This is a genomic window from Allocoleopsis franciscana PCC 7113, from assembly GCF_000317515.1.
Classification (GTDB): Bacteria; Cyanobacteriota; Cyanobacteriia; order Cyanobacteriales; family Coleofasciculaceae; genus Allocoleopsis; species Allocoleopsis franciscana.
The window spans coordinates 1,861,332-1,880,462 of record NC_019738.1 but is presented as its reverse complement, the minus strand read 5'-3'; the positions used below and the strand labels follow the sequence as shown (position 1 = coordinate 1,880,462).

The following is a 19,131-nucleotide window of genomic DNA, read 5'->3' as shown; positions in this document are numbered from 1 at the left end:
CCCCTTTTCGTCTTCATCCTTTAGCCTTCAACCTTCAAACTTTCTAAAATGTAATGAGCCGCAGAAAGTAGGTCTGTGTGGATGCGAGTCGGATGAAATTGCTTGAGGTACATCCGAGAACGAATGCCGCAGGTGAGGGCGATGGTAGGGATGGACAGGGCTTGTCCGGCTAAGAGATCGGCTTCTGTATCACCGATCATCCACGCTGACATCTGATGCCCAGTGAGCAGAGGTTGTTCCTCTATTGCCTTGGCTAAAAGTTGTGTTTTCCCTTCAGCATAGTTGTGATAGGCGGCATCGCGGTCATTGGTTCCGTAAATGCCACTAAACAGACGAGTCAATCCATGGTTTCTTAAAATCTGCGTCGCTTGCTCCTGACAGCGCAGCGTGACTAACACCAGGCGAACACGCTGAGAATGTAGCAACGCCAACGCCCAACTCACTCCCGGTTGCAGCCGATCAAGGTTCAACAGGGCAGGCTGATTCACAATCTCAATCACGCGCCCCAAAAAGAAATCGATTTGCTCCCCCTGTAAACCAGAGCGCATCGCAATTTCTACATCGGGAACCCGATCTTGCTTCATTTGCCAGAACTGCTGTTTCTGGAGTCTCTGAATGGGCAGAGTTCTACCTTGACGCTGGTAGAATTCCTGAGTATCCGCCAATGCCAACTGATAAGTGCTGTAGTAGCGCTGGGAGACATCAACGATCGGGCCATCAAAGTCGCAAAAAACGGTCAGATGATGCGATCGAGGAACAGGGTTGTGACGTGGGTAGCATTGGGGTGGTTGCAAGTCGGAGGTAGCAACGCCGATCATATATCTTTATCTTTTTTAGCTCTTTTGAAATGCTTCTTTACACCTTAGCAGTTCCACCACGAAGTTTAATGCAGTTTTTTCAACATTTTGTATTAAATTCATCGATGGAATATATAAGGCTGACCACGTTGGGGATTGAGCCTTTAACGAGAGGGGGATGACGGGGAAACAGGTGTCGCTTTGGAGATACTCCGTTAGAGAGAACTCTATTAGTGTCCCAGTCCTTTCTTCTCTCAGTCCCTTCCAGAGAGTTCTTCTGCTGTCCTAGGGAAGAAAATTAATATTGCCTTGACTAGATGATTTCTCAATGACCATCCTATGATTAGGGAGGCAACAACGAGGTAGCTAGCCATGAGCTACTGTATTAATCCCAAGTGTCCTCAGCCCAATGATCCAGCCAATCTTAACAATCGCGTATGTCGCAATTGTGGCTCCGAGTTGTTACTACAAGAGCGCTATCAGGTTATGCGTCTGCTGAGTGACAGCAGCGGTTTTGGCAAGGTTTATGAAGCTTACTATGGGGCAATCCCCAAACTCCTAAAAGTCCTTAAACAAAAACATAACGATAAGCCCAGAATCATCGAGCTATTCCAACAAGAAGCTGCTGTCTTGAGCCAACTGAACCATCCTGGCACCCCTAGAGTTGATCCGGATGGGTACTTTCAGTTTTTTCCGAAAAATAGCACTGAGCCAGTGCATTGCATCATCATGGAGAAAATTGATGGACTCAACTTAAAACAGTGGATGAAGCAGCAAGGAAATCATCCCATTTCCGAAAAACAAGCATTTAATTGGTTAAAACAGCTAGCCGAAATTTTGCATCTGGTTCATCAAAAAAACTATTTCCATCGAGATATAAAACCAGAAAATATAATGATTCGCCCTAATGGTCAATTGGTATTAATTGACTTTGGTACGGCTAGAGAGTTGACCTTTACTTACCTGGCTGATGTCGGTGGAGCAGGGAGTGTAACCAAGATTAGTTCGGCTGGATACACACCCCCTGAGCAAGAAAAGGGTCATGCCGTACCCCAATCGGATTTCTATGCTTTAGGTCGTACTTTTGTCTATTTACTGACAGGTAAGCAGGCTACGGATTCAGCCATCTATGAACCCTTAACGGATACCTGCCATTGGCGGAAGCTGGCTCTGGATGTTTCTGAACCATTTGCCAATTTAATTGATAAGCTTATGGCTCCCACCGCCGCTAAACGCCATAAAAATACTCAGGAAATTTTAGATGAGATTGCCAGTATTTATAAGCTTCCCCAAGACGCCATTCAACCCCCATTAGGAACTCATTTGAACAAGGATACTTCAATTCAATCTTATGATAATTTATCTTGGGTTGGACACAAAGATAGAGCCTTTAAAAAAAGATGGCTAATGGGAGGAGTAGCAGCTCTGACTCTGATGATAGGAGGTTATGGTATTTGGCAACTTTACCAAAACCATCTTCCTCCAGCTAGCTTACTCGTTAACACAATTGTTGGGGATGGAAGCTATATTAATTACCTAGTCATGACGCCTGATGGAAAGAGTTTACTCAGTAGTAGTGCCGATAAGAAGATTAAACTCTGGGATTTTTCTACAGGAAAAGAAATCCGCACACTTATTGAAGCTTCTATCCCGATTAATTACTTCGCCCTTAGTCCAGATTGGCAGACACTGGCTACTGGAGGGACTGGCAATACAATCGCAATATGGGATTTTGATTCTGGTCAAAAAATCAAAACCCTCAAGGGACATTCTAGCTATGTGAATTATGTCGTTATCAGCCCAGATGGTAAAAAATTAGCGAGTGCAAGTGCAGACCATACCATTAAAATTTGGGATTTTTCTACAGGGAAAGAACTCCTCACCCTTAATGAGCATTCGAGTTATGTAAATTACATCGCTATTACACCAGATGGTAAAAAGTTAGCCAGTGCTAGTGCGGACAATACTATCAAAATTTGGGATTTATCTTCTGGGAAAGAACTCCTCACTCTCACCGGACATTCCGGTTCAGTTAATTCCCTTGCTATAACGCCGGATGGTAGGAAGTTAGCCAGTGCTAGTGCAGACAATACTATCAAAATTTGGGATTTATCTTCTGGGAAAGAACTCTTCACTCTCACCGGACATTCCAGCCCGGTGAAGCCCTTAGCGATAACTCCTGATGGGAATACATTAGTCAGTGCCAGTGCTGATCATGAAATCAAAATTTGGAATATTTCTACCGGGAGAGAAATCCAAACAATTGAAGGGCATTCTAGCTCAGTGAATTCACTTTTGATAACGCCCGATGGAAAGAAATTAGTGAGTGCCAGTGCTGACGGTACGATTAAAATTTGGCGAATGCCGAATTAAGGTCAGTTTGGCTCAGATGAGCAGTGCTGAAAACTGTCCCGTTTAATATTAGTTAACCTGTTCTCAAATAGTAATAGACGCTACAATTCAAAACAGCCAAGTCCATTCGTGGGCGATGAAGACTTGACGGGGCTTGTATTAAATTGTAGCTACGATACTTAAGGTTGGAAATGGCGAATACATCCAATATTCAGGTCGCAATAGCCCCTAAAGGTTCAGATTTAGACGTTACCATCGATTTGAGAAATACAGAGCCGGATTTAGCTCCAGAGGAACTGGAAGCCTTGACACAACGTCTTTTTCAACAAATGAAGGACATTGATGAGGTGAAGCAAGTTCATCGCATACCAGAGCCAAATCCACCCGCAGGCAGCAAGCCACTCAATGCAGCATTTCTGATTGGGCTGTTGCAGGCTGAGGTTAATCTAGCCAATATTAAGGTACTTTTGGGATTTATCTGGGAGCGATTGTCGGGCAAGCCAATTGAACTAAAGGTAGAGGCTGACGGCAAAAAGCTGGAAATTAAAGCCTATAGTCAGCAAGAATTAACTGCCGCTATTGAGGCAGCTAAAGACTTTTTAGCAGCAGGAAGTTAGGACATAATCAATGGTTAAGATGGCACTGCTGATTGGAGTCAGTCAATATGGAGCTGGTTTCAATCAGCTTCCTGCTGCGGCAAAAGATGTGGCGGCAATGCAGCGGGTTTGGCAGCATCCAGATATGGGTGATTTTGATGAGGTGATTCCGCTAATCGATCCGGAACCCCAGGAGATGGGAATTGCGATTGAGAATTTGTTTGGCGATCGCAACCGGGATGACCTCTTACTCTTATATTTTTCTGGTCACGGTGTCAAGGATGAGAGTGGGACTCTGTATTTAGCCACTCGTGCGACGCGCAAAAATGAGCGAGGAGGATTAATCCGATCAACGGCGATCGCCGCCCGATTTGTGCAGGAAATCATGAGTTATAGCCGTGCTCGGCGACAGGCGGTGATTCTCGACTGTTGCTTTAGTGGGGCATTTGCTGAAGGGTTGTTAGCCAAAGATGACAGTTCTGTGGATATCAGAACCCAACTCGGTGGGGAGGGGCGAGTGATTCTCACCTCTTCCACCTCTACTCAATATTCCTTCGCTCAGGAAGGCTCAGACCTTTCGATTTATACTCGTTTTTTGGTTGAGGGAATCGAGACAGGTGCAGCAGATTTAGATGAGGATGAGGTGATTTCGGCAGATGAGTTGCATGAGTATGCGAGTATCAGAGTTCAGAAAGCCTCTCCCGCCATGAAACCCGAAATCTATACAGTTAAGGAAGGATACAAGATTATCCTGGCTAAAGTGCCCATTGGTAACCCGAATTTGAAATATCGCAAAGAAGTCGAGCGTTATGTTTATCGGGGTAAGATTTCACCAGTAGGGCGGAGAATCTTAAATGCAAAACGAGACAGTTTGGGACTGCCTAGAGAGGAGGCAACAGTAATTGAGGCGGAAGTTCTCAAGCCTTATCGAGAGTATAAGAAAAAAGTACACGAATACGAGCAGGCACTACGAGAGGCGATCGAACATGAATATCCGTTAAGTGATTACATTCGTGGTGAGTTACAGGATTTACAAAAGGTTTTGGGTCTTAGAGATGAAGATATCGCACCCATTGAAATGCGAATTCTTACACAAATAGATTCTGTATTTGCTTTTTTAGATTCAGATTCATCTCCCACTCAGCTTGCTCGTGTTGCGCTTGATGCTCAGTTGGGAAAACTCACGAGTGAGCTAGATTATGAAGAAAAAAAAGAAGAAAAAAAGGGAGTAGATTACACCCGATTGCAAGAGTTTTTGGCAGCAGGAGAATGGCAAAAAGCGGATCGGGAAACTGAGGCGGTGATGCTTAAAGTTTCGGGTCGAGAACAAGAGGGGTGGCTAACAGAATCAGACATGGAAATGTTTCCTTGTCAAGACCTACGTACTATTGATGAATTATGGGTTAAGTACAGTAAAGGACGCTTCGGTTTTAGTGTTCAAAAGCGTATTTGGATGGAGATTGAGAATTCGATTCAGGACGACAAGGTAGATATTTGGAAATATTTTGGGGATAAGGTTGGTTGGCGGGTGAACGACTACTGGGTTGGCTATCGAAATTTGAGGTTTTCGCTGGATGCGCCGGAAGGGCATCTTCCAGGGTGGGTATTTGTCAGTGGGTTTGTGGCGGGTGGATTTTTTGGTGGGGGTTTGTTCTATCGGGTTGAGGCTTGTGATGAGATAGCCGTTTGACAGCTTCACCCAAAATCAAGAAGTGATACAACATTGCAGATTGAGTTTTAATATCAGTCGCTAATGTCGCTTGATCAATTCCCTGTTGAAATTCAATTATCAGTCGTGCTGACCTCGCCAGGTCTAATAGCGTCTGGTTGTCTCTTGACATAAAATGTCTTTGCACTCCCTAAAATCTCTTTCCGACGCAGTCAATTGTGGCTATGTTCGATCGCCTTTCTTTCTATTAAATCAACGTCTCGGCCTACAATAGTTTCTAAGTTTTGCTGCATTTCAACTAGCTTGAATAAGCCCCACTTGGCATCGGGTGCAAACGTCACCAGTACATCCACATCGCTATCTGGACGAAAGTCATCCCGTAAAATCGAACCAAACAGTGCCAATTCGGTAATCTTCCAGCGATCGCAGAATTCAGCAATCTTCTCTTTAGGTAGCTTCTCGACAAAGTTATTGCTCATGCACGGTTCCCCAAAGCTATACCTTCATCTATCATGCGCTGTTCTCTCCCAACATGCGATCGCTATAACAAATCCGCCTCTTCAAAAACCTGCCTTGTTGTTAGTTCCAAGCCAGGAAGTAGTGCATCCACAATGGACGTAGTATCCCTATAAACCTGACTAGACCCATCTGGAAAGAAGACCCTAATGCTGATACCTTCAGGGTCTACAACCCAAACTCGTGATACACCTGCTTCCAAATAATCCTTAGCCTTCTCTTCAAATTCTTTCATCGTTTGGTCGGGAGAGATAATCTCAATAACCAGTTCGGGAAAGGCAGGACAGGCTTCATTCCGCTTCCAGCTTTTGGGTAGACGTTCATAGGATATATACGTCAAATCCGGTACAGGTGCCCAATCTTTACCTTGACGCTTTAAGAGAATTGCCCACTCTGAACCAACTCTACCTTTGCCCTTGCACCAGCTACGTATGAGGAGTAATAGAGCTGCCTGTAAAGTCGAGTGGAAATATTTTGGAGACACTTTAGGAACGGCCTGACCATCGACAAACTCATAGTTTACATCTCCTTCGGGGAGAGCTAGAAATTCTTCTAGAGTAAGTTGGGTTCCTGTATTAACCATGAGTGATACAAGTGGGTGGCTGACACATCTATCTTACCTGTGCCTCATTGGCCTCTGATTTCAACGGCAATAGGAAATTAGGCAGTTCCTCAACCGTCTTGTTCACCGCTTTGTAGAACGCCTTCATCAGGTAAACCGTTGTTGTCGGTTCTGACAATCCCCGTAATTGGCTGCTACATTAGTGAGTCCCCTCGGAATTAGGAACATTGCGAGATCATATCCAACGCCGTCAGCATCAGGTGAGGGCGACGGCAACATAAAGTATATGCTTGCAACATACTGATTCACTAAACTCAGGGGTAAGCCTAACAACAGCAAGCTCATGGAAAACTCTTCCGCAGACGCCCAAACCAATACTCAACAGGCGTTAGCGGCGTCTCCGCCAGAAATAGGAACGCCCTTTGATCGCGCTATGATGCAACGATGCATCGAACTGGCTCGTCGTGCCCTCGGACGAACGACCCCCAATCCCCTCGTGGGTTCTGTGATTGTGCAAAATGGGGAGATTGTCGGAGAAGGGTTTCATCCGTTTGCCGGTCAACCCCATGCGGAAATCTTTGCTCTACGTGCGGCGGGCGAAAAGGCGAGGGGAGCCACGATTTATGTCAATCTGGAGCCTTGTAATCACTACGGACGAACACCCCCCTGTTCAGAAGCTTTAGTGGCAGCGGGTGTAACAAAGGTCGTAGTAGGTATGGTTGACCCAAATCCACTGGTGGCAGGGGGCGGTGTGGCTCGATTACGGGCAGCGGGAATTGAAGTGGTGGTGGGTGTCGAAGAAGCAGCTTGTCGTCAACTTAATGAAGCTTTTATTTATCGCATTCTTCACAAACGTCCTCTGGGAATTTTAAAGTATGCTATGACGTTAGATGGCAAAATTGCTACTATCAGTGGTCACAGTACTTGGGTGACAGGTCAGGAGGCACGAGCTCAGGTGCATCAACTGCGAGCGGCTTGCGATGCTGTGATTGTTGGCGGAAATACGGTGCGTCTCGATAATCCTTTCCTAACCAGCCATCATTCAGACACCCATAATCCCTTGCGAGTGGTCATGAGTCGCACCCTCAACTTGCCCTTGGACGCCCATCTTTGGCAAACGAATGACGCTCCCACCTTGGTTTTGACCGAAGTCGGCGCTCTTCCGGATTTCCAAGATCAGTTGGTGAAAAAGAAAGTGGAGGTGGTGGAGTTGACACCCTTAACCCCCGCGAAGGTGATGGAGTACTTGTACAACAGACAGCTTTCCAGCGTGTTGTGGGAATGTGGGGGAACTTTAGCCGCCAGAGCAATTGCAGATGGCGCAGTGCAAAAAGTCTTGGCCTTCATTGCCCCCAAAATTGTCGGTGGCAAGGTGGCTCCCTCACCGGTTGGGGATTTGGGGTTGGCAACGATGACTGAGGCTCTCACCTTAGAACGTGTCACCTGGCGTCAACTGGGGCCAGACTACGTTGTAGAGGGGTATTTACCCCTGAAGGGTTGAAAGTTAGAAGGTTGGGAGGTTGCAAGGTTGAAACTTCTCCGAATCTGCCACGGGTTAGCCTGCCACCCAAATAAAAGAAGAACGACCTAAAAATGCTTGAAGTTACGATTTGGAGCCTGCTAGCTGGCAATCTCGGTTGGCAGGCTGTGGTGGTGAGTGGATGGCTGCGCTGGAGGCAAATTATTACCAGACAGCAACATCATGAGGAGGAAGAAATTTTGACCTTTTTCGACTCAAAAGACAACTTGGGATCGGTAGAAACGCCGCAACGGAATGGGAAGACTGACTCTGCGGCTTATTCCAGCCATGCATCAACAGACTCAAATCTAGTCGGTTGGGAATTTAAAATTGTACGCGCCAGTCGCGACTTATTTCGCAATCCTGCTGTTTTGCAAAAGCTGTGCGAAGAAGAGGCGATCTCCGGTTGGATTATGCTGGAAAAACTCGATGATCGACGAGTGCGGTTCAAGCGATTGATTGCTTTACGCAATGTTCTTGATTCGTCACAACTTCCCTATGACCCTTATCGTTGCCATTACGGCTCATCCGTGACACCCCAAGGCTGGATCGGTGCGATCGCGTTTCTGATAGCGCTCACTATACCCTCCTATTTTGGTTATACGTTAGTATCCCATCTGCTTACCAACGCCCAATCTCAGGAGAAATCAGCATCGCCCTCTTTACCCTATGAGAATATCCCGCCGCAAAATTTCCCCCCAGCTCAAGAAAAACGTTGATCTTTTAGGGATTGAATCACTTAGGCTAGTTCTCACCAAAAATCACGGCTAAATAGAGCAAAGCAACTTTGAGCAGGTAACTTCTAAGCACAACAGTTGACCAGCCACAAGAGGACAGACGTATAACTGAAGTATGAATTTATTTATCTCTCCGATTCCGTAATGCCGAAGGGCATTCTTGTAGGTAGAGGAGCAATGGTGTGTCTATTGTCCGGATTGCTAACAACGTTGTTGAGCTAGATCCCGGATGAGAGATACGCGATTGTTCAGGTAGTCACTTAACAAGTGGATCTCGTCGTGGTTAAGCGCTCGTCCTTGATTGTATTGCTTCAGTAGCCACTGAACTAAAGTTGCATCATCCAGTTTTAATAGAAGATTGGCCTGAGTCGTTTCAATTAAAGACCACAGCTGACGCAGCATTGTGGGAGTCATAAAATCTCCTTTCTAGGTAAAAACCCTTGCTGGGCAGGGGAAGGGGAACACTGGTCTTACAACGCCGTGAGGTTATTCCTTGAGACACGGCTAGATATTAAGAATTCCTTTAGAATTCTCATTTCTTTCTTACAATAACCGATTTAGGGATAACAGCGAACAGATCTCACAAGTTGATACAAGAGTTACAAAATACTTAACAAAGTGACTATTATCTTGATATGGGCATGGAGAATACCGGACTCGAACCGGTGACCTCTGCGGTGCGATCGCAGCGCTCTACCAACTGAGCTAATTCCCCCTAAGGAGAGAGGATTTTGGATTGAATCCTCACCGCTGAGTGGGGAATCACCGTTTTTTATTCTAACACGTCCTAGCACCGGGCTGATGTTCACGACGTTCAAACACCTCCCTTACCCGATCCAATTCTAAATCGTGAAGATAATCGACCGTCCAGTTGGCTTGACGCTGGAGCATGTGAAATGGATAGGTATTCGCCACGCCAACCACCTGCATCCCCGCTCGTTTTGCGGCTTCAATGCCGGCTGGGGTATCTTCAATGGCTAGGCAGTCTGAAGCTTGTGCTTTTAGGGTAGGATAGTTTTGATTGAGTCGCTCAACGGCTAAAAGATACCCATCGGGTTCGGGTTTGCTGACCTTAATGTCGTCACCCCCAACAATTACGGCAAAATTCTGGGCGATCCCCGCACGATTGAGTACCAATTCCACCTCACAACGCAATGCCCCACTCACCACCCCCAAGGGTAACTGTGCGGCGCGAATTTGGAAAATTACATCCTCTAAACCTGGATAAATCGGCAGCTTTTCCAGCATTTCCAGCTTATGCTCATAGGCTTGGGCTTTACGGGTGATGAGTTGGGTTAAGTAGCTTTCTGTAACAAATCGTCCTCGACGCTTGAGTAACTCCGTTAAACAGACGCGATCGCTCCTGCCCAGACAAACTTCTCGATACTCATCCGATGAGGGACGCAGATTTTCCTGTAGGAGAATTTCCTCAACGAGTTGTTGGTGAATGGACTCATCATTAATAATGACGCCGTTGAAATCAAACAGAACTGCCTTTAGTGTCATGCCTAGTGCTAAAACGCTGGGGCGGGAGTGCCCTGTGAACCAAAATCTTGGGATGTGTTACTCGTGAACTCCTGTCGGGCGGTTGCGGCAGGGTTGTTTGCTCTTAGGGGTTTAATCCCCTGGGTGACTTGATGCATCCACCAATGATCATGAGTTTGTACCGCTTCAAAGCCTGCTGCACCCATTCCAGCCTCTACACTCTGGCTCGCATAATCCTTAATATACGGCTCTTCAAATACCTCGGTAAGCCAATCCACTTGGCGCAAGGTTTTCTGATTGCCGTCCAAAATTAATAATTCTCCTCCTGGCATCAGCAAGCGGAAGCTTTCTCGCAAAATGGTCTTCGCGACGGCAGATGGTGTCTCGTGAAATAATAAGGATGCTGTAACTAAGTCAAACGACGCATCTGGCAATCCCGTCTCTTCGGCATTCCCATGCCGCCACTGAATCGTTAACCAGGCGGCTTTAGCTTTGTGTTCCGCCATTACCAGCATATACGGTGACAAATCTAATCCCATCACCTGGGCTTGGGGAAAGGCTTGCTTCAACATCAGGGTTGTGGAACCCGTACCGCAACCTAAGTCGAGAATCCGTCGCGGCGTTCCCCCAATGCGCTCAATTAAGCCTTGGCGTACCCAAGTTTCATTGGGTGGCAGCACATACTGGGTAATCGGATCATAGGAAACCGAAGCACTAGGGTTCAGGTATCCCCCCTCGATGCCGTGGAAGTTTTGGCTACTGTAGTAGTGAGGGTAAATAACCTGTGGATTGGACAAGCGATCGCTCTCGGCTTGCCAATCGATACTTTTATACAACTGCCGTAACTTTTCTTCATCAATCAAGCTCCGGACAATCGGCGATAGGAAGCGTTCCCAAATTGTGTCTTTACGAACTGCCATAAGAGTAAACGTGGGGTGGTGTGGATTGCTCTTGACACAATCGAGGGCAGATCCGTTGAAAACCTTGCCCTCTTTACAAATTGTAATGTAGTTTCTCTCTGGGCTATTAACTTTTGCTGGAAAGACCCACAGGGTAGCGAAACAACATTCTGGAATTTAGCTAGGTATCGTGTAGTATTTATGTAGTACACCAAAACGAATCTCAGAGTTATCCCCTATAAAGCTTTAGACAGGGATGAATTGAGCCAAACATAAGTCGTTGTACAAAACTCTTTCTCCATAATCAGCAATATTTTTTTAGAGGCAAACGTTTATGCCATACGAACAGCTAAAAATCTCCACTTCAGCGCCAGTCCTTTCTTGGGCTAATCATGCTTTGGGTTCAGAGGAAACCAAGATGGCCAAAAATGTGGCTTCTCTGCCCTTTGTTTTCAAGCATGTAGCATTGATGCCAGACGTTCACTTAGGCAAGGGAGCCTTAGTGGGTTCTGTCGTTGCGACAAAAGAAGCGCTCATGCCGGCGGCTGTCGGTGTGGATATTGGTTGCGGAATGGCTGCAATCAAAACGCCTTTTGTGGCTGACCAATTGGAGGGTAAGCTCAAGAAAATTCGCCTAGATCTTGAAGCGGCTATTCCGGTTGGCTTTAACGAGAACAAAGACATTGAAAAATCGGTAACGAACTGGCAGCGTTGGGCTGATTTCAAACAACTGCATCGAGGGGTGCAAGATTTGCAAGGGAAAGCGATGAGACAGATGGGTTCTCTTGGTGGAGGCAATCACTTCATTGAAGTTTGCATCGATACCGAGAACCAAGTTTGGCTCATGCTGCACTCCGGTTCACGCAATATTGGCAATGTGTTAGCTCAGTGCCACATCAGCACGGCAAAAGAACTTGCCAAAATGACAAAAACATCTCTTCCTGACCCAGATTTAGCTTATTTTGTGGCGGGAACGCCCGAATTTCAAGCTTACTGGCGGGATTTGCAGTGGGCGCAGAATTATGCTCGCGTTAACCGCGATGTCATGATGGCTCGCTTTAAGCGGATTGTTGAAAAACATCTTGCGGGTGGTAAGCCAACCAAGGCTCTTTTGGAAGTGAACTGCCATCACAACTACGCCGAGAAGGAAGTGCATTTTGGTGAAGACGTTTACGTCACCCGCAAGGGGGCTGTGCGGGCACGAGAGGAAGATTACGGCATCATCCCTGGTTCCATGGGAGCAAAGTCTTTCATCGTCAAGGGTAAAGGTAATCATGACAGCTATTGCTCTTGTTCCCACGGTGCAGGGCGTCAGATGTCGCGCAGTAAAGCGAAGAAGCACTTCTCGTTGGATGATTTGATTGAGCAAACCCAAGGGATTGAGTGCCGCAAGGATGAAGGGGTTTTGGATGAAATTCCAGGCGCTTACAAACCAATCGACGAGGTGATGAATCATCAGTCTGATTTGGTTGAAGTTGTGGCAACTCTCAAGCAAGTCGTCTGTGTGAAAGGGTGACATCCTCTCGTTGGTAATCCCTTTATTTCCGTGGACAGGCAGCCGCAGATTTGGCTAAAAGTTAAGGTTGCCTGTAACAATGGACACAAATGAAGTTGACAATATTACCATTGTTTGGCGGCTCTAAATCTCTCGATTGGTTAGTGCATCAAAAGCAGGTAATCTCCTATGCTTCACCTCGATAGGTGAATGTCGGAGGTTTAGACATGGTGAATGTCGATGCGTTCGCTAAGCGGCTACAGGTGATCAACTGGCGCTTAGCTGAGCTGTACGAGGGCGCAAATGTCCCGGTATCTCAGCAACCAGACTTCTTACTACCAACTGCCTTCAAGGAACTCGGTACTGCCTCGGAAGAGTTGCAAGTCGCTGTTGAGGAGATGTACCAGCAGTCTGAGGAATTAGCCCTCACCCGATTGCAGGTGGAAGCGGAACGCAAGCGCTATCAAGAACTCTTTGAGTTCATGCCCAATGCCTACCTGATCACGGATGCACAAGGCAAAATTCAAGAGGCTAACCGTGCTGCGGCTAGGCTGCTCAACATTGAGCCGTCGTACTTGAGAGACAAACTGCTGATCAACTTTATTCCTATACAAGAGCGTTCGACGTTTCGCTTCAAACTCAATCAGTTGCAGCAGCGTAACTTAGTACAAAACTGGACATTAGGTTTACAGCCTCGTAATAGTGAGTGTATTGAAGCCGATGTGACTGTTGATGCAGTCTGTGACCATGAACACAGAGTCGTCTCCTTGCGCTGGATATTGCGCGAACTTCCCAAGCACCAGCTGTCTCAAAAGGCGTTCTCCAGAAATAGCCACAACCTTTTCCAGGATCGTCCCCTGCATAGTTATTCTAAAGGAGAAATTATCCCTCTCTCACCTTCTTGCCTTTGGGTCGTTGCTCAAGGTGTAGTAAAGCTGAATACGATGAGTGAAACCGGTGATGAAGTACTCATGGGGTTGGCAGGGCCATCGATGCCTTTTGGTTCTACTTTAACTTCCCTTCCTACGTATCAAGCTACCGCTCTCTCGGAAATAGTTAAATTAGTGTCCTTTTCTCCAGCAGAGATCAGCGCTTGTTCTCATCTATCCCAAACGTTGTTACCTCGAATCAGTCAGCGGCTACGTCAGACAGAATTGCTGTTAGCTATTTCTGGAAAGCGGCAAGTTAAAGAAAGATTGCATCATCTGTTGCAGTTGTTAAAGCTGGAAATTGGCGCACCTGTGGCTCAAGGCACTCGTTTAAGCGTTCGCCTGACTCATCAAGATCTTGCCGATGCTTGTTGTACTACTAGAGTGACGATTACGCGACTATTGGGTCAGTTCCAGAAACAAGGGATGATTACATTTGATGCTAAGCATCATCTGATTGTGAGAGAGAAGTAGGAATACTTCAGTCTTCAGCCAATACTTGAGAACGTCCAGCCTAGCTTATACGAGGGTGGGTTAGGCATATATTTCTCTCTAAGGTTTTCTGGGATACTGTGAAATTTAATAAATATATATCCTTCGATAGATTACTTATTTCATCAAATCAAAACTCTCGACAGAGTAAACAGAAAGTAAGTTTTAGATACAACTGTAAACAACATCTTTGCTGGATTGCATTTCTATATTAAGAAGTCTTGACTCAGTGGCTTAATCATACTGATCGCTATGTTAGGGCATCGAAGATAAACGGTAGGGCACAATCAGGTTCCCTGGAGGCAAAGATACAGCCAAATAGTATCAGTAGACGCTTGCTCATGACCCTAGCCTAAACGGAGTCTTCAGATTTATGAATTCAATTTCTATGATGGTACCCAGGTTTACTCGAAATCAAACTGTTAGTTTTAGCGGCGGTGTAGGCAGAATCAAAAGTTACCGACCGAATTCAAATCAGACGTGGATTTATGCGATTGAAATGGAGATGGGGCCGGAACCAGATTTTGGCAGGGTGGGTTTTGAAACAACCATTCTTTTACCTGAAACTGAGATTCAAGAGTAAGGATAAAAATCCCTATCTTTTTAGGATTTCTGCCGGACTTGTCGTTGATAGTGGGGGCGTGCGGGTGTACCCCAGCAGACCTGTTGGGCTGGGATATGACTGAAAACACTGCTACGCGCCCCAATCACCGCATTGGCTCCAATTTGAACGCCTGGGGCGATGAAGCAGTCTGTGGCAATCCAGGCACCGTTACCGATCGCAATGGGGGCGGTGATGAGACCAAATCCTGGGTCTTGGATGTCGTGGCTACCGGTACAGAGGTAGCATTTTTGCGAAATAACGCTGTGACAGCCAATGTGAATGCGATCGAGGCTGTAAAAAACTACATCCTCCCCAATCCAACTGTAGTCGCCAATTTCCACTTTCCAGGGATAGGTAAAACGGGCAGTGGGTCGGATAACCACGCCAGTACCAATTTTTGCCCCAAATAGCTGGAGTAGCCCTTTGCGGAAGCCGTTGAAGGTATGGGGACTTAAGGGAAATGCGATCGCTTGCACCAACCACCAAAGTAAAACAAACCATCCAGGACGCCCGCGATCGGACTTGGATGAGTCGTATTGACGTAAATCAATCAAGGGTGGCTGATCTAAAACGGGTTGTGCAGCCGAGTCTCCCCGAATAGCCGCGATTTCCGGCTTTTGAGACAACTCAGTGGGTGGGGTTGTATCCATTTATATAGTGCAATCAGATTAGTCTTTGTCAGATAACGTTAAATCACAACGGGTTCAAGCTGGCTATGACTCCAATGTCGCCCCAATCGTTCGGCGATAAAGGGTCTAACAACCAACTTGGGGGGGCAACCGGCTTTGACATCGATTCGGATAAACGAATAGGGTCGCCCCTTTTTTGAGCCATGACCATGCCGACCGACAAAAAGGCGGGATTTTGCAACTTGACGAATGCGATCGCCTCCATTATCCCTAAACCGCTCACTTAAATCCGAACCCTCAGCCCGTTGGCGACGCAGACTGTAACCGCTACCCCCGCAGACAATCCAGTTAATGTGAGAGTCCGCGTGTCCGGTGTCACCCGTGTAGAGATGTTCCAAGCAATGGGCGTGACCCGAAAGCACCAAATCCACAATGGGACGCCCCTGTGGCAGTTCCCCAACCGCTTCATCTACGGCATCCAGAACACGGCGCAGATGGTAACGAACCTCCATCGTTTGTCCTTGGTCCCACTTAGTGGCTTCAGTGACGTAGGGAGGATGGTGGAAATAAAGGACACGTCCGCGCACCTCTTGGGTATGCCAAGATTCAATCAGCCTTTGTTTGAGCCATTCGAGTTGTTCAAAGTCGGTAACAATGTTTTTGTCGGTGGTCAGTTGTTTCTCAATGTCCAGCTTGGCTTCCTCAATTTGCTCCAACTTCGCTTGCTGATCATCCAGAATATCCGCTTCCTCCGGGTTGTCGGGGTTAAGTCGTTCACAAGTTTCGAGAATTTTCTCTTCTGAACGTTCTAACTCCTCTCTGCGCTGATAGAGTTCGCGACGGAGTTCATCACCCTCTTTGGTGTTGGGTAGGGGTGATGGTGCATTAAAGGTATTCGTATCCAGGGCAAAGAAGTCAATCCCACCGAAACGAAAGGTGTAATAGCGGTTGGGTAAGCGGGTGAAATGTCCGGGTTGGTAACGTAGACAGGGTCCTGTATCGGTTTTAGCCGTGTAATGCTGGTCTAAATGACGGACAAACGCTTCCTTGTTATTCAACGCTTTCAGGTAGTCCATGAATGCCTGGGCATAAACCCTACCTTGACCCGAACCCTGCCAGCCAATGTCAAAATCTAGTTTTGACCAGAGGAGTCGGCGCAGGGGAAGTGTCGTCCCTGTCATCACACCAAAAAACCAAGGAAGGTCGTAGTAGTCGTGGTTTCCTAGCACGGGGAGAAACGGGATATTAAACACCATCTGGTCATAGGCAATCTTTTTGTAATCCTCTCCCCCGACCAGAAACTCTCGATAGGGGGAAATAAAGTTCTTTTGATAGTACTCGCTGGAGCCAACGAGGTAAATTACATCGCCTGTGTGCAACACAAAATCACTGGTATCGCGCTGTGAGAGCATCAGTTCAGCGATTTGTCGTTGAGGGTTATGACCGCGCTGTGCTCCAGCACCACTATCCCCCACGACTAAGAAGGAAAATTCAGGATTATCTGGCTCATTGATGTCTAAAACCATCCGAGTTTGGTCGATTCCCCGCTCTAAAATGACTGGGTCACCCCACCGCACCCGCTGCTTCATCTTGCGGATTTTGACGGAGATGGGTGGATCGGACACGAATTTCATTCTTGGATAACTCCCAGATGGTATTCTTCAGCGAGGATGGTATTTCAGGATGTACGCAACACTTGTTTGTTATTTGTCATGCTAAGCGAAACGACCTGGCTTCGGGTGTATTGTAGGCAATTGAGAACCGCTTAACCAGTAGAACTCATCGAATCAGTAACAGGTGACTCAACCGGATGAAGTCTCTTCCACCAGCCGCTTCTGTAATGCCTTGGCTTTACTGGACACTTTTCCCCGTCCATCGTATTTTTCTGAGTCTTTATTTTGGGCAAATTATCTTCCAAGGGTATGAAAATTTACCGGAATCTGGCCCTGTGGTTCTTGCTCCTAAGCACTTTAGCCGTTGGGACCCACTCGTCATCTCTTTACTCAGTACTGAACCGCTACGGTTTATGACCAATGCTAATCAGTTTGAGGGCTTCCAGGGTTGGTTGATTGAAAGACTAGGAGCGTTTCCTGTGGACTTAAATCATCCGACTGTTTCTACTATGCGCTGTGCGATCGAACTGTTGCAAGCGGGGAAGAAATTGGTGATGTTTCCCGAAGGGGGAATTGTGCGCGACCAACCCCTACGCCCGCTAAAAACGGGTTTAGCGCGTTTGGTTCTGCAAGCTGAAGCGAAGATACCGGAATGTGTGGCAATTCCTATTGTTCCGATCGCGATTCGCTATGACCCAAGTGCTAATCCCTGTGCCAGCATATTAATTAATATCAGTTCTCCTCTTTACTCCCATGCATACCGTCAGGAGAATGATAAGCAAACGGCTGTTGCACTGACTCAAGCTTTACAAGATTCGTTACTCCAGGGTTTAGAAAATATATAAGTAGAGAACGTTAATTATTTGTAGGATGGGTAGAGCCATCGCGAAACCCATCCAGCCTTTATCAAAGTTGGGTTTGGTACCTCAACCCAACTACAATACGATATTGTTTAATTCGCTTTTTTTACCAACGTTTTACTAGGCTGAGACCCTGCACTCAATATAGTTTGTACCAGATTCGTAATTTTAAACTTTTTCTCTGAAGGTTCTTTTTTTGGGGCTGAAGCGCAGACTTCCAGGGGTGACCAGAAGTGGTCGTTAAAATCGTAGTATCCCATCTTTATCCCTTCTTTACGGTATCTTCATCGATACTTCATTGTGAATGGGAACAAAACAGGAAAATTATCCAAAAAAATCTGAGGATTTTTCTAGGGGTTAACGGTTATATCTTGATTCCTAGTTTCAAAGCTGGATTATTCAGCCAACGGTCAGCGATATGTGCATAAATACAGGTTGTTCTGGGGTCGGCATGTCCCAACAAATCTTGCACTTGGCGTAACTCTGCACCAGACCTTAGGGCAAGTGTCCCTGCTGTATGTCTTAGACTATGAGCTGATATTGTTCTCCCTGGTGTTTGCTTGAGTGCTGTTTCTTGCAGGTAGTAATCCACTATCAGCCGAATCCCACGTCGAGAAATCCGCTGTCCACCGGCCCGATTTCCTACGGCGATGAATAGGGGACTCGATGGTTTGAGTGTTTCCCCACTCTCTTTCCTCGCCTCCAGGTAAATCATCACAAGGCCGGCAATATCTGGAGTTAAAGGAACAACTCGAATATTTCGCTTCCCTTCCACCCGAATTCCTATATTTCCTCCTTGCCTAACCAGATCAGAAATATTGGCTCGGTGCAGTTCTACTGTACGTGGCCCTTCCAAGGTCATAATGGCTAGCAGGGCTTTATCTCGCGCTGCTTTGAGGGTTCCATCTTGGGGTATGGCTTCTAGAAATTGCTCGACTTCAGCTTTTTCTAGGTAAGAAATGCGTTCTGCTGGGTCGCGCTTTTCCTTTGGGGGTTTCACGCCAGCGGCTGGATTAATCGGAATCAGCCCTTGTTCTACGGCAGCTTGATAAAAACGCTTGACTACAGACAACTTTAATGCTATGGTGGCTGGCTTGAATTTCTTTTTTTCTACCATCCAGCGACGGTAATGCTTGATGTCGTCCTTCGTGACTTGTGCGGGATAGATTTTTTGGCGATCGCACCAATCAACGAACTGCTGAACTTGGCGGCGATATGTGTTTAGGGTATCGGATGCTGCATCGCCAGCACCAACATCAATATTCAGAAACTCGGCAAAGACTTCTAGGAGGTTGGCGGTAGTGATTGCCAGGTTGGGAGGTTGAGGAGTGATGGGGCTTGGTGTTGCAGTAACCTGCATGGTGAAATTTGCGGGAT

General features: G+C 46.6%; 20 protein-coding genes and 1 tRNA gene. 9 read left to right on the top strand and 12 right to left on the bottom strand.

Features of this window, described 5'->3' with window-relative positions:
- Positions 1–20: 20 nt before the first annotated feature.
- Positions 21–818 (bottom strand): HAD family hydrolase, encoded by a 798-nt coding sequence (locus MIC7113_RS07870; protein WP_015181644.1) that lies wholly within the window; start codon positions 816–818, stop codon positions 21–23.
- Between the two features lie 351 nt (positions 819–1,169).
- Between MIC7113_RS07870 and MIC7113_RS07865 the strand changes: the two genes are divergently transcribed.
- The 3 genes from MIC7113_RS07865 to MIC7113_RS37985 all read left to right on the top strand — a co-directional run bounded on the left by MIC7113_RS07865 (position 1,170) and on the right by MIC7113_RS37985 (position 5,435).
- A complete protein-coding gene (locus tag MIC7113_RS07865) occupies positions 1,170–3,170 on the top strand; it encodes a serine/threonine-protein kinase (protein ID WP_015181643.1) in 2,001 nt (666 codons plus the stop codon).
- A gap of 170 nt (positions 3,171–3,340) precedes the next feature.
- On the top strand, positions 3,341–3,766 hold the full coding sequence (locus tag MIC7113_RS07860) for a hypothetical protein (protein ID WP_015181642.1): 426 nt from the start codon (positions 3,341–3,343) through the stop codon (positions 3,764–3,766).
- A gap of 10 nt (positions 3,767–3,776) precedes the next feature.
- Positions 3,777–5,435 carry a caspase, EACC1-associated type gene (locus MIC7113_RS37985; protein ID WP_015181641.1) on the top strand — a complete coding sequence of 553 codons (1,659 nt, stop codon included), beginning with the start codon at positions 3,777–3,779 and terminating at the stop codon, positions 5,433–5,435.
- Here the strand turns inward: MIC7113_RS37985 and MIC7113_RS39195 are convergent.
- The 4 genes from MIC7113_RS39195 to MIC7113_RS38585 form a co-directional block, all read right to left on the bottom strand.
- Positions 5,356–5,586 (bottom strand): HepT-like ribonuclease domain-containing protein, encoded by a 231-nt coding sequence (locus MIC7113_RS39195; RefSeq protein WP_015181640.1) that lies wholly within the window; start codon positions 5,584–5,586, stop codon positions 5,356–5,358. The two genes, MIC7113_RS37985 and MIC7113_RS39195, sit on opposite strands and share 80 nt — an antisense overlap.
- 40 nt (positions 5,587–5,626) lie before the next feature.
- Positions 5,627–5,893 carry a nucleotidyltransferase family protein gene (locus tag MIC7113_RS07850; RefSeq protein ID WP_015181639.1) on the bottom strand — a complete coding sequence of 89 codons (267 nt, stop codon included), beginning with the start codon at positions 5,891–5,893 and terminating at the stop codon, positions 5,627–5,629.
- Positions 5,894–5,955: 62 nt separating this feature from the next.
- Positions 5,956–6,513: a Uma2 family endonuclease gene (locus MIC7113_RS07845; RefSeq protein WP_015181638.1), complete on the bottom strand. Its 558-nt coding sequence runs from the start codon at positions 6,511–6,513 to the stop codon at positions 5,956–5,958.
- 28 nt (positions 6,514–6,541) lie between these two features.
- Positions 6,542–6,670 carry a hypothetical protein gene (locus MIC7113_RS38585; protein WP_256374799.1) on the bottom strand — a complete coding sequence of 43 codons (129 nt, stop codon included), beginning with the start codon at positions 6,668–6,670 and terminating at the stop codon, positions 6,542–6,544.
- A 165-nt stretch (positions 6,671–6,835) separates the two neighbouring features.
- Here MIC7113_RS38585 and ribD point away from each other — a divergent pair, with 165 nt between their 5' ends.
- A complete protein-coding gene (ribD, locus tag MIC7113_RS07835; protein ID WP_015181637.1) occupies positions 6,836–7,993 on the top strand; it encodes a bifunctional diaminohydroxyphosphoribosylaminopyrimidine deaminase/5-amino-6-(5-phosphoribosylamino)uracil reductase RibD in 1,158 nt (385 codons plus the stop codon).
- A 92-nt stretch (positions 7,994–8,085) separates the two neighbouring features.
- Positions 8,086–8,730 (top strand): hypothetical protein, encoded by a 645-nt coding sequence (locus MIC7113_RS07830; RefSeq protein ID WP_015181636.1) that lies wholly within the window; start codon positions 8,086–8,088, stop codon positions 8,728–8,730.
- Positions 8,731–8,949: 219 nt separating this feature from the next.
- On the opposite strand, the gene MIC7113_RS07825 is transcribed toward MIC7113_RS07830, so the two are convergent.
- From MIC7113_RS07825 to MIC7113_RS07810, 4 genes are all read right to left on the bottom strand, one after another.
- Positions 8,950–9,162: a hypothetical protein gene (locus MIC7113_RS07825; protein WP_015181635.1), complete on the bottom strand. Its 213-nt coding sequence runs from the start codon at positions 9,160–9,162 to the stop codon at positions 8,950–8,952.
- Between the two features lie 228 nt (positions 9,163–9,390).
- Positions 9,391–9,463: transfer RNA gene (locus MIC7113_RS07820), tRNA-Ala, on the bottom strand.
- Positions 9,464–9,525: 62 nt separating this feature from the next.
- Complete coding sequence (locus MIC7113_RS07815) at positions 9,526–10,254, bottom strand: HAD family hydrolase (protein WP_015181634.1); 729 nt, start codon at positions 10,252–10,254, stop codon at positions 9,526–9,528.
- A gap of 8 nt (positions 10,255–10,262) precedes the next feature.
- Complete coding sequence (locus MIC7113_RS07810; protein WP_015181633.1) at positions 10,263–11,153, bottom strand: class I SAM-dependent methyltransferase; 891 nt, start codon at positions 11,151–11,153, stop codon at positions 10,263–10,265.
- Between the two features lie 313 nt (positions 11,154–11,466).
- On the opposite strand from MIC7113_RS07810, the gene MIC7113_RS07805 reads away from it, so the two are divergent.
- The 3 genes from MIC7113_RS07805 to MIC7113_RS07795 all read left to right on the top strand — a co-directional run bounded on the left by MIC7113_RS07805 (position 11,467) and on the right by MIC7113_RS07795 (position 14,631).
- Entirely contained in the window at positions 11,467–12,648 is a 1,182-nt protein-coding gene (locus MIC7113_RS07805) for an RtcB family protein (RefSeq protein ID WP_015181632.1), read from the top strand.
- A gap of 206 nt (positions 12,649–12,854) precedes the next feature.
- Positions 12,855–14,030 (top strand): helix-turn-helix domain-containing protein, encoded by a 1,176-nt coding sequence (locus tag MIC7113_RS07800; RefSeq protein WP_015181631.1) that lies wholly within the window; start codon positions 12,855–12,857, stop codon positions 14,028–14,030.
- Positions 14,031–14,421: 391 nt separating this feature from the next.
- The gene (locus MIC7113_RS07795; RefSeq protein WP_015181630.1) at positions 14,422–14,631 is read left to right on the top strand and encodes a hypothetical protein; all 210 of its coding nucleotides are present in this window, start codon (positions 14,422–14,424) and stop codon (positions 14,629–14,631) included.
- Positions 14,632–14,651: 20 nt separating this feature from the next.
- Here the strand turns inward: MIC7113_RS07795 and hpsU are convergent, their stop codons facing one another.
- Positions 14,652–15,302 carry a hormogonium polysaccharide biosynthesis acetyltransferase HpsU gene (gene hpsU / locus MIC7113_RS07790; protein WP_015181629.1) on the bottom strand — a complete coding sequence of 217 codons (651 nt, stop codon included), beginning with the start codon at positions 15,300–15,302 and terminating at the stop codon, positions 14,652–14,654.
- A 38-nt stretch (positions 15,303–15,340) separates the two neighbouring features.
- Entirely contained in the window at positions 15,341–16,915 is a 1,575-nt protein-coding gene (locus MIC7113_RS07785) for a metallophosphoesterase family protein (RefSeq protein ID WP_015181628.1), read from the bottom strand.
- 176 nt (positions 16,916–17,091) lie between these two features.
- Between MIC7113_RS07785 and MIC7113_RS07780 the strand changes: the two genes are divergently transcribed.
- Positions 17,092–17,739: a lysophospholipid acyltransferase family protein gene (locus tag MIC7113_RS07780; RefSeq protein WP_015181627.1), complete on the top strand. Its 648-nt coding sequence runs from the start codon at positions 17,092–17,094 to the stop codon at positions 17,737–17,739.
- 379 nt (positions 17,740–18,118) lie between these two features.
- On the opposite strand, the gene MIC7113_RS07775 is transcribed toward MIC7113_RS07780, so the two are convergent.
- Positions 18,119–19,114, bottom strand: coding sequence for a tyrosine-type recombinase/integrase (locus MIC7113_RS07775; protein ID WP_015181625.1), 996 nt, complete (start codon positions 19,112–19,114; stop codon positions 18,119–18,121).
- Positions 19,115–19,131: the final 17 nt, after the last annotated feature.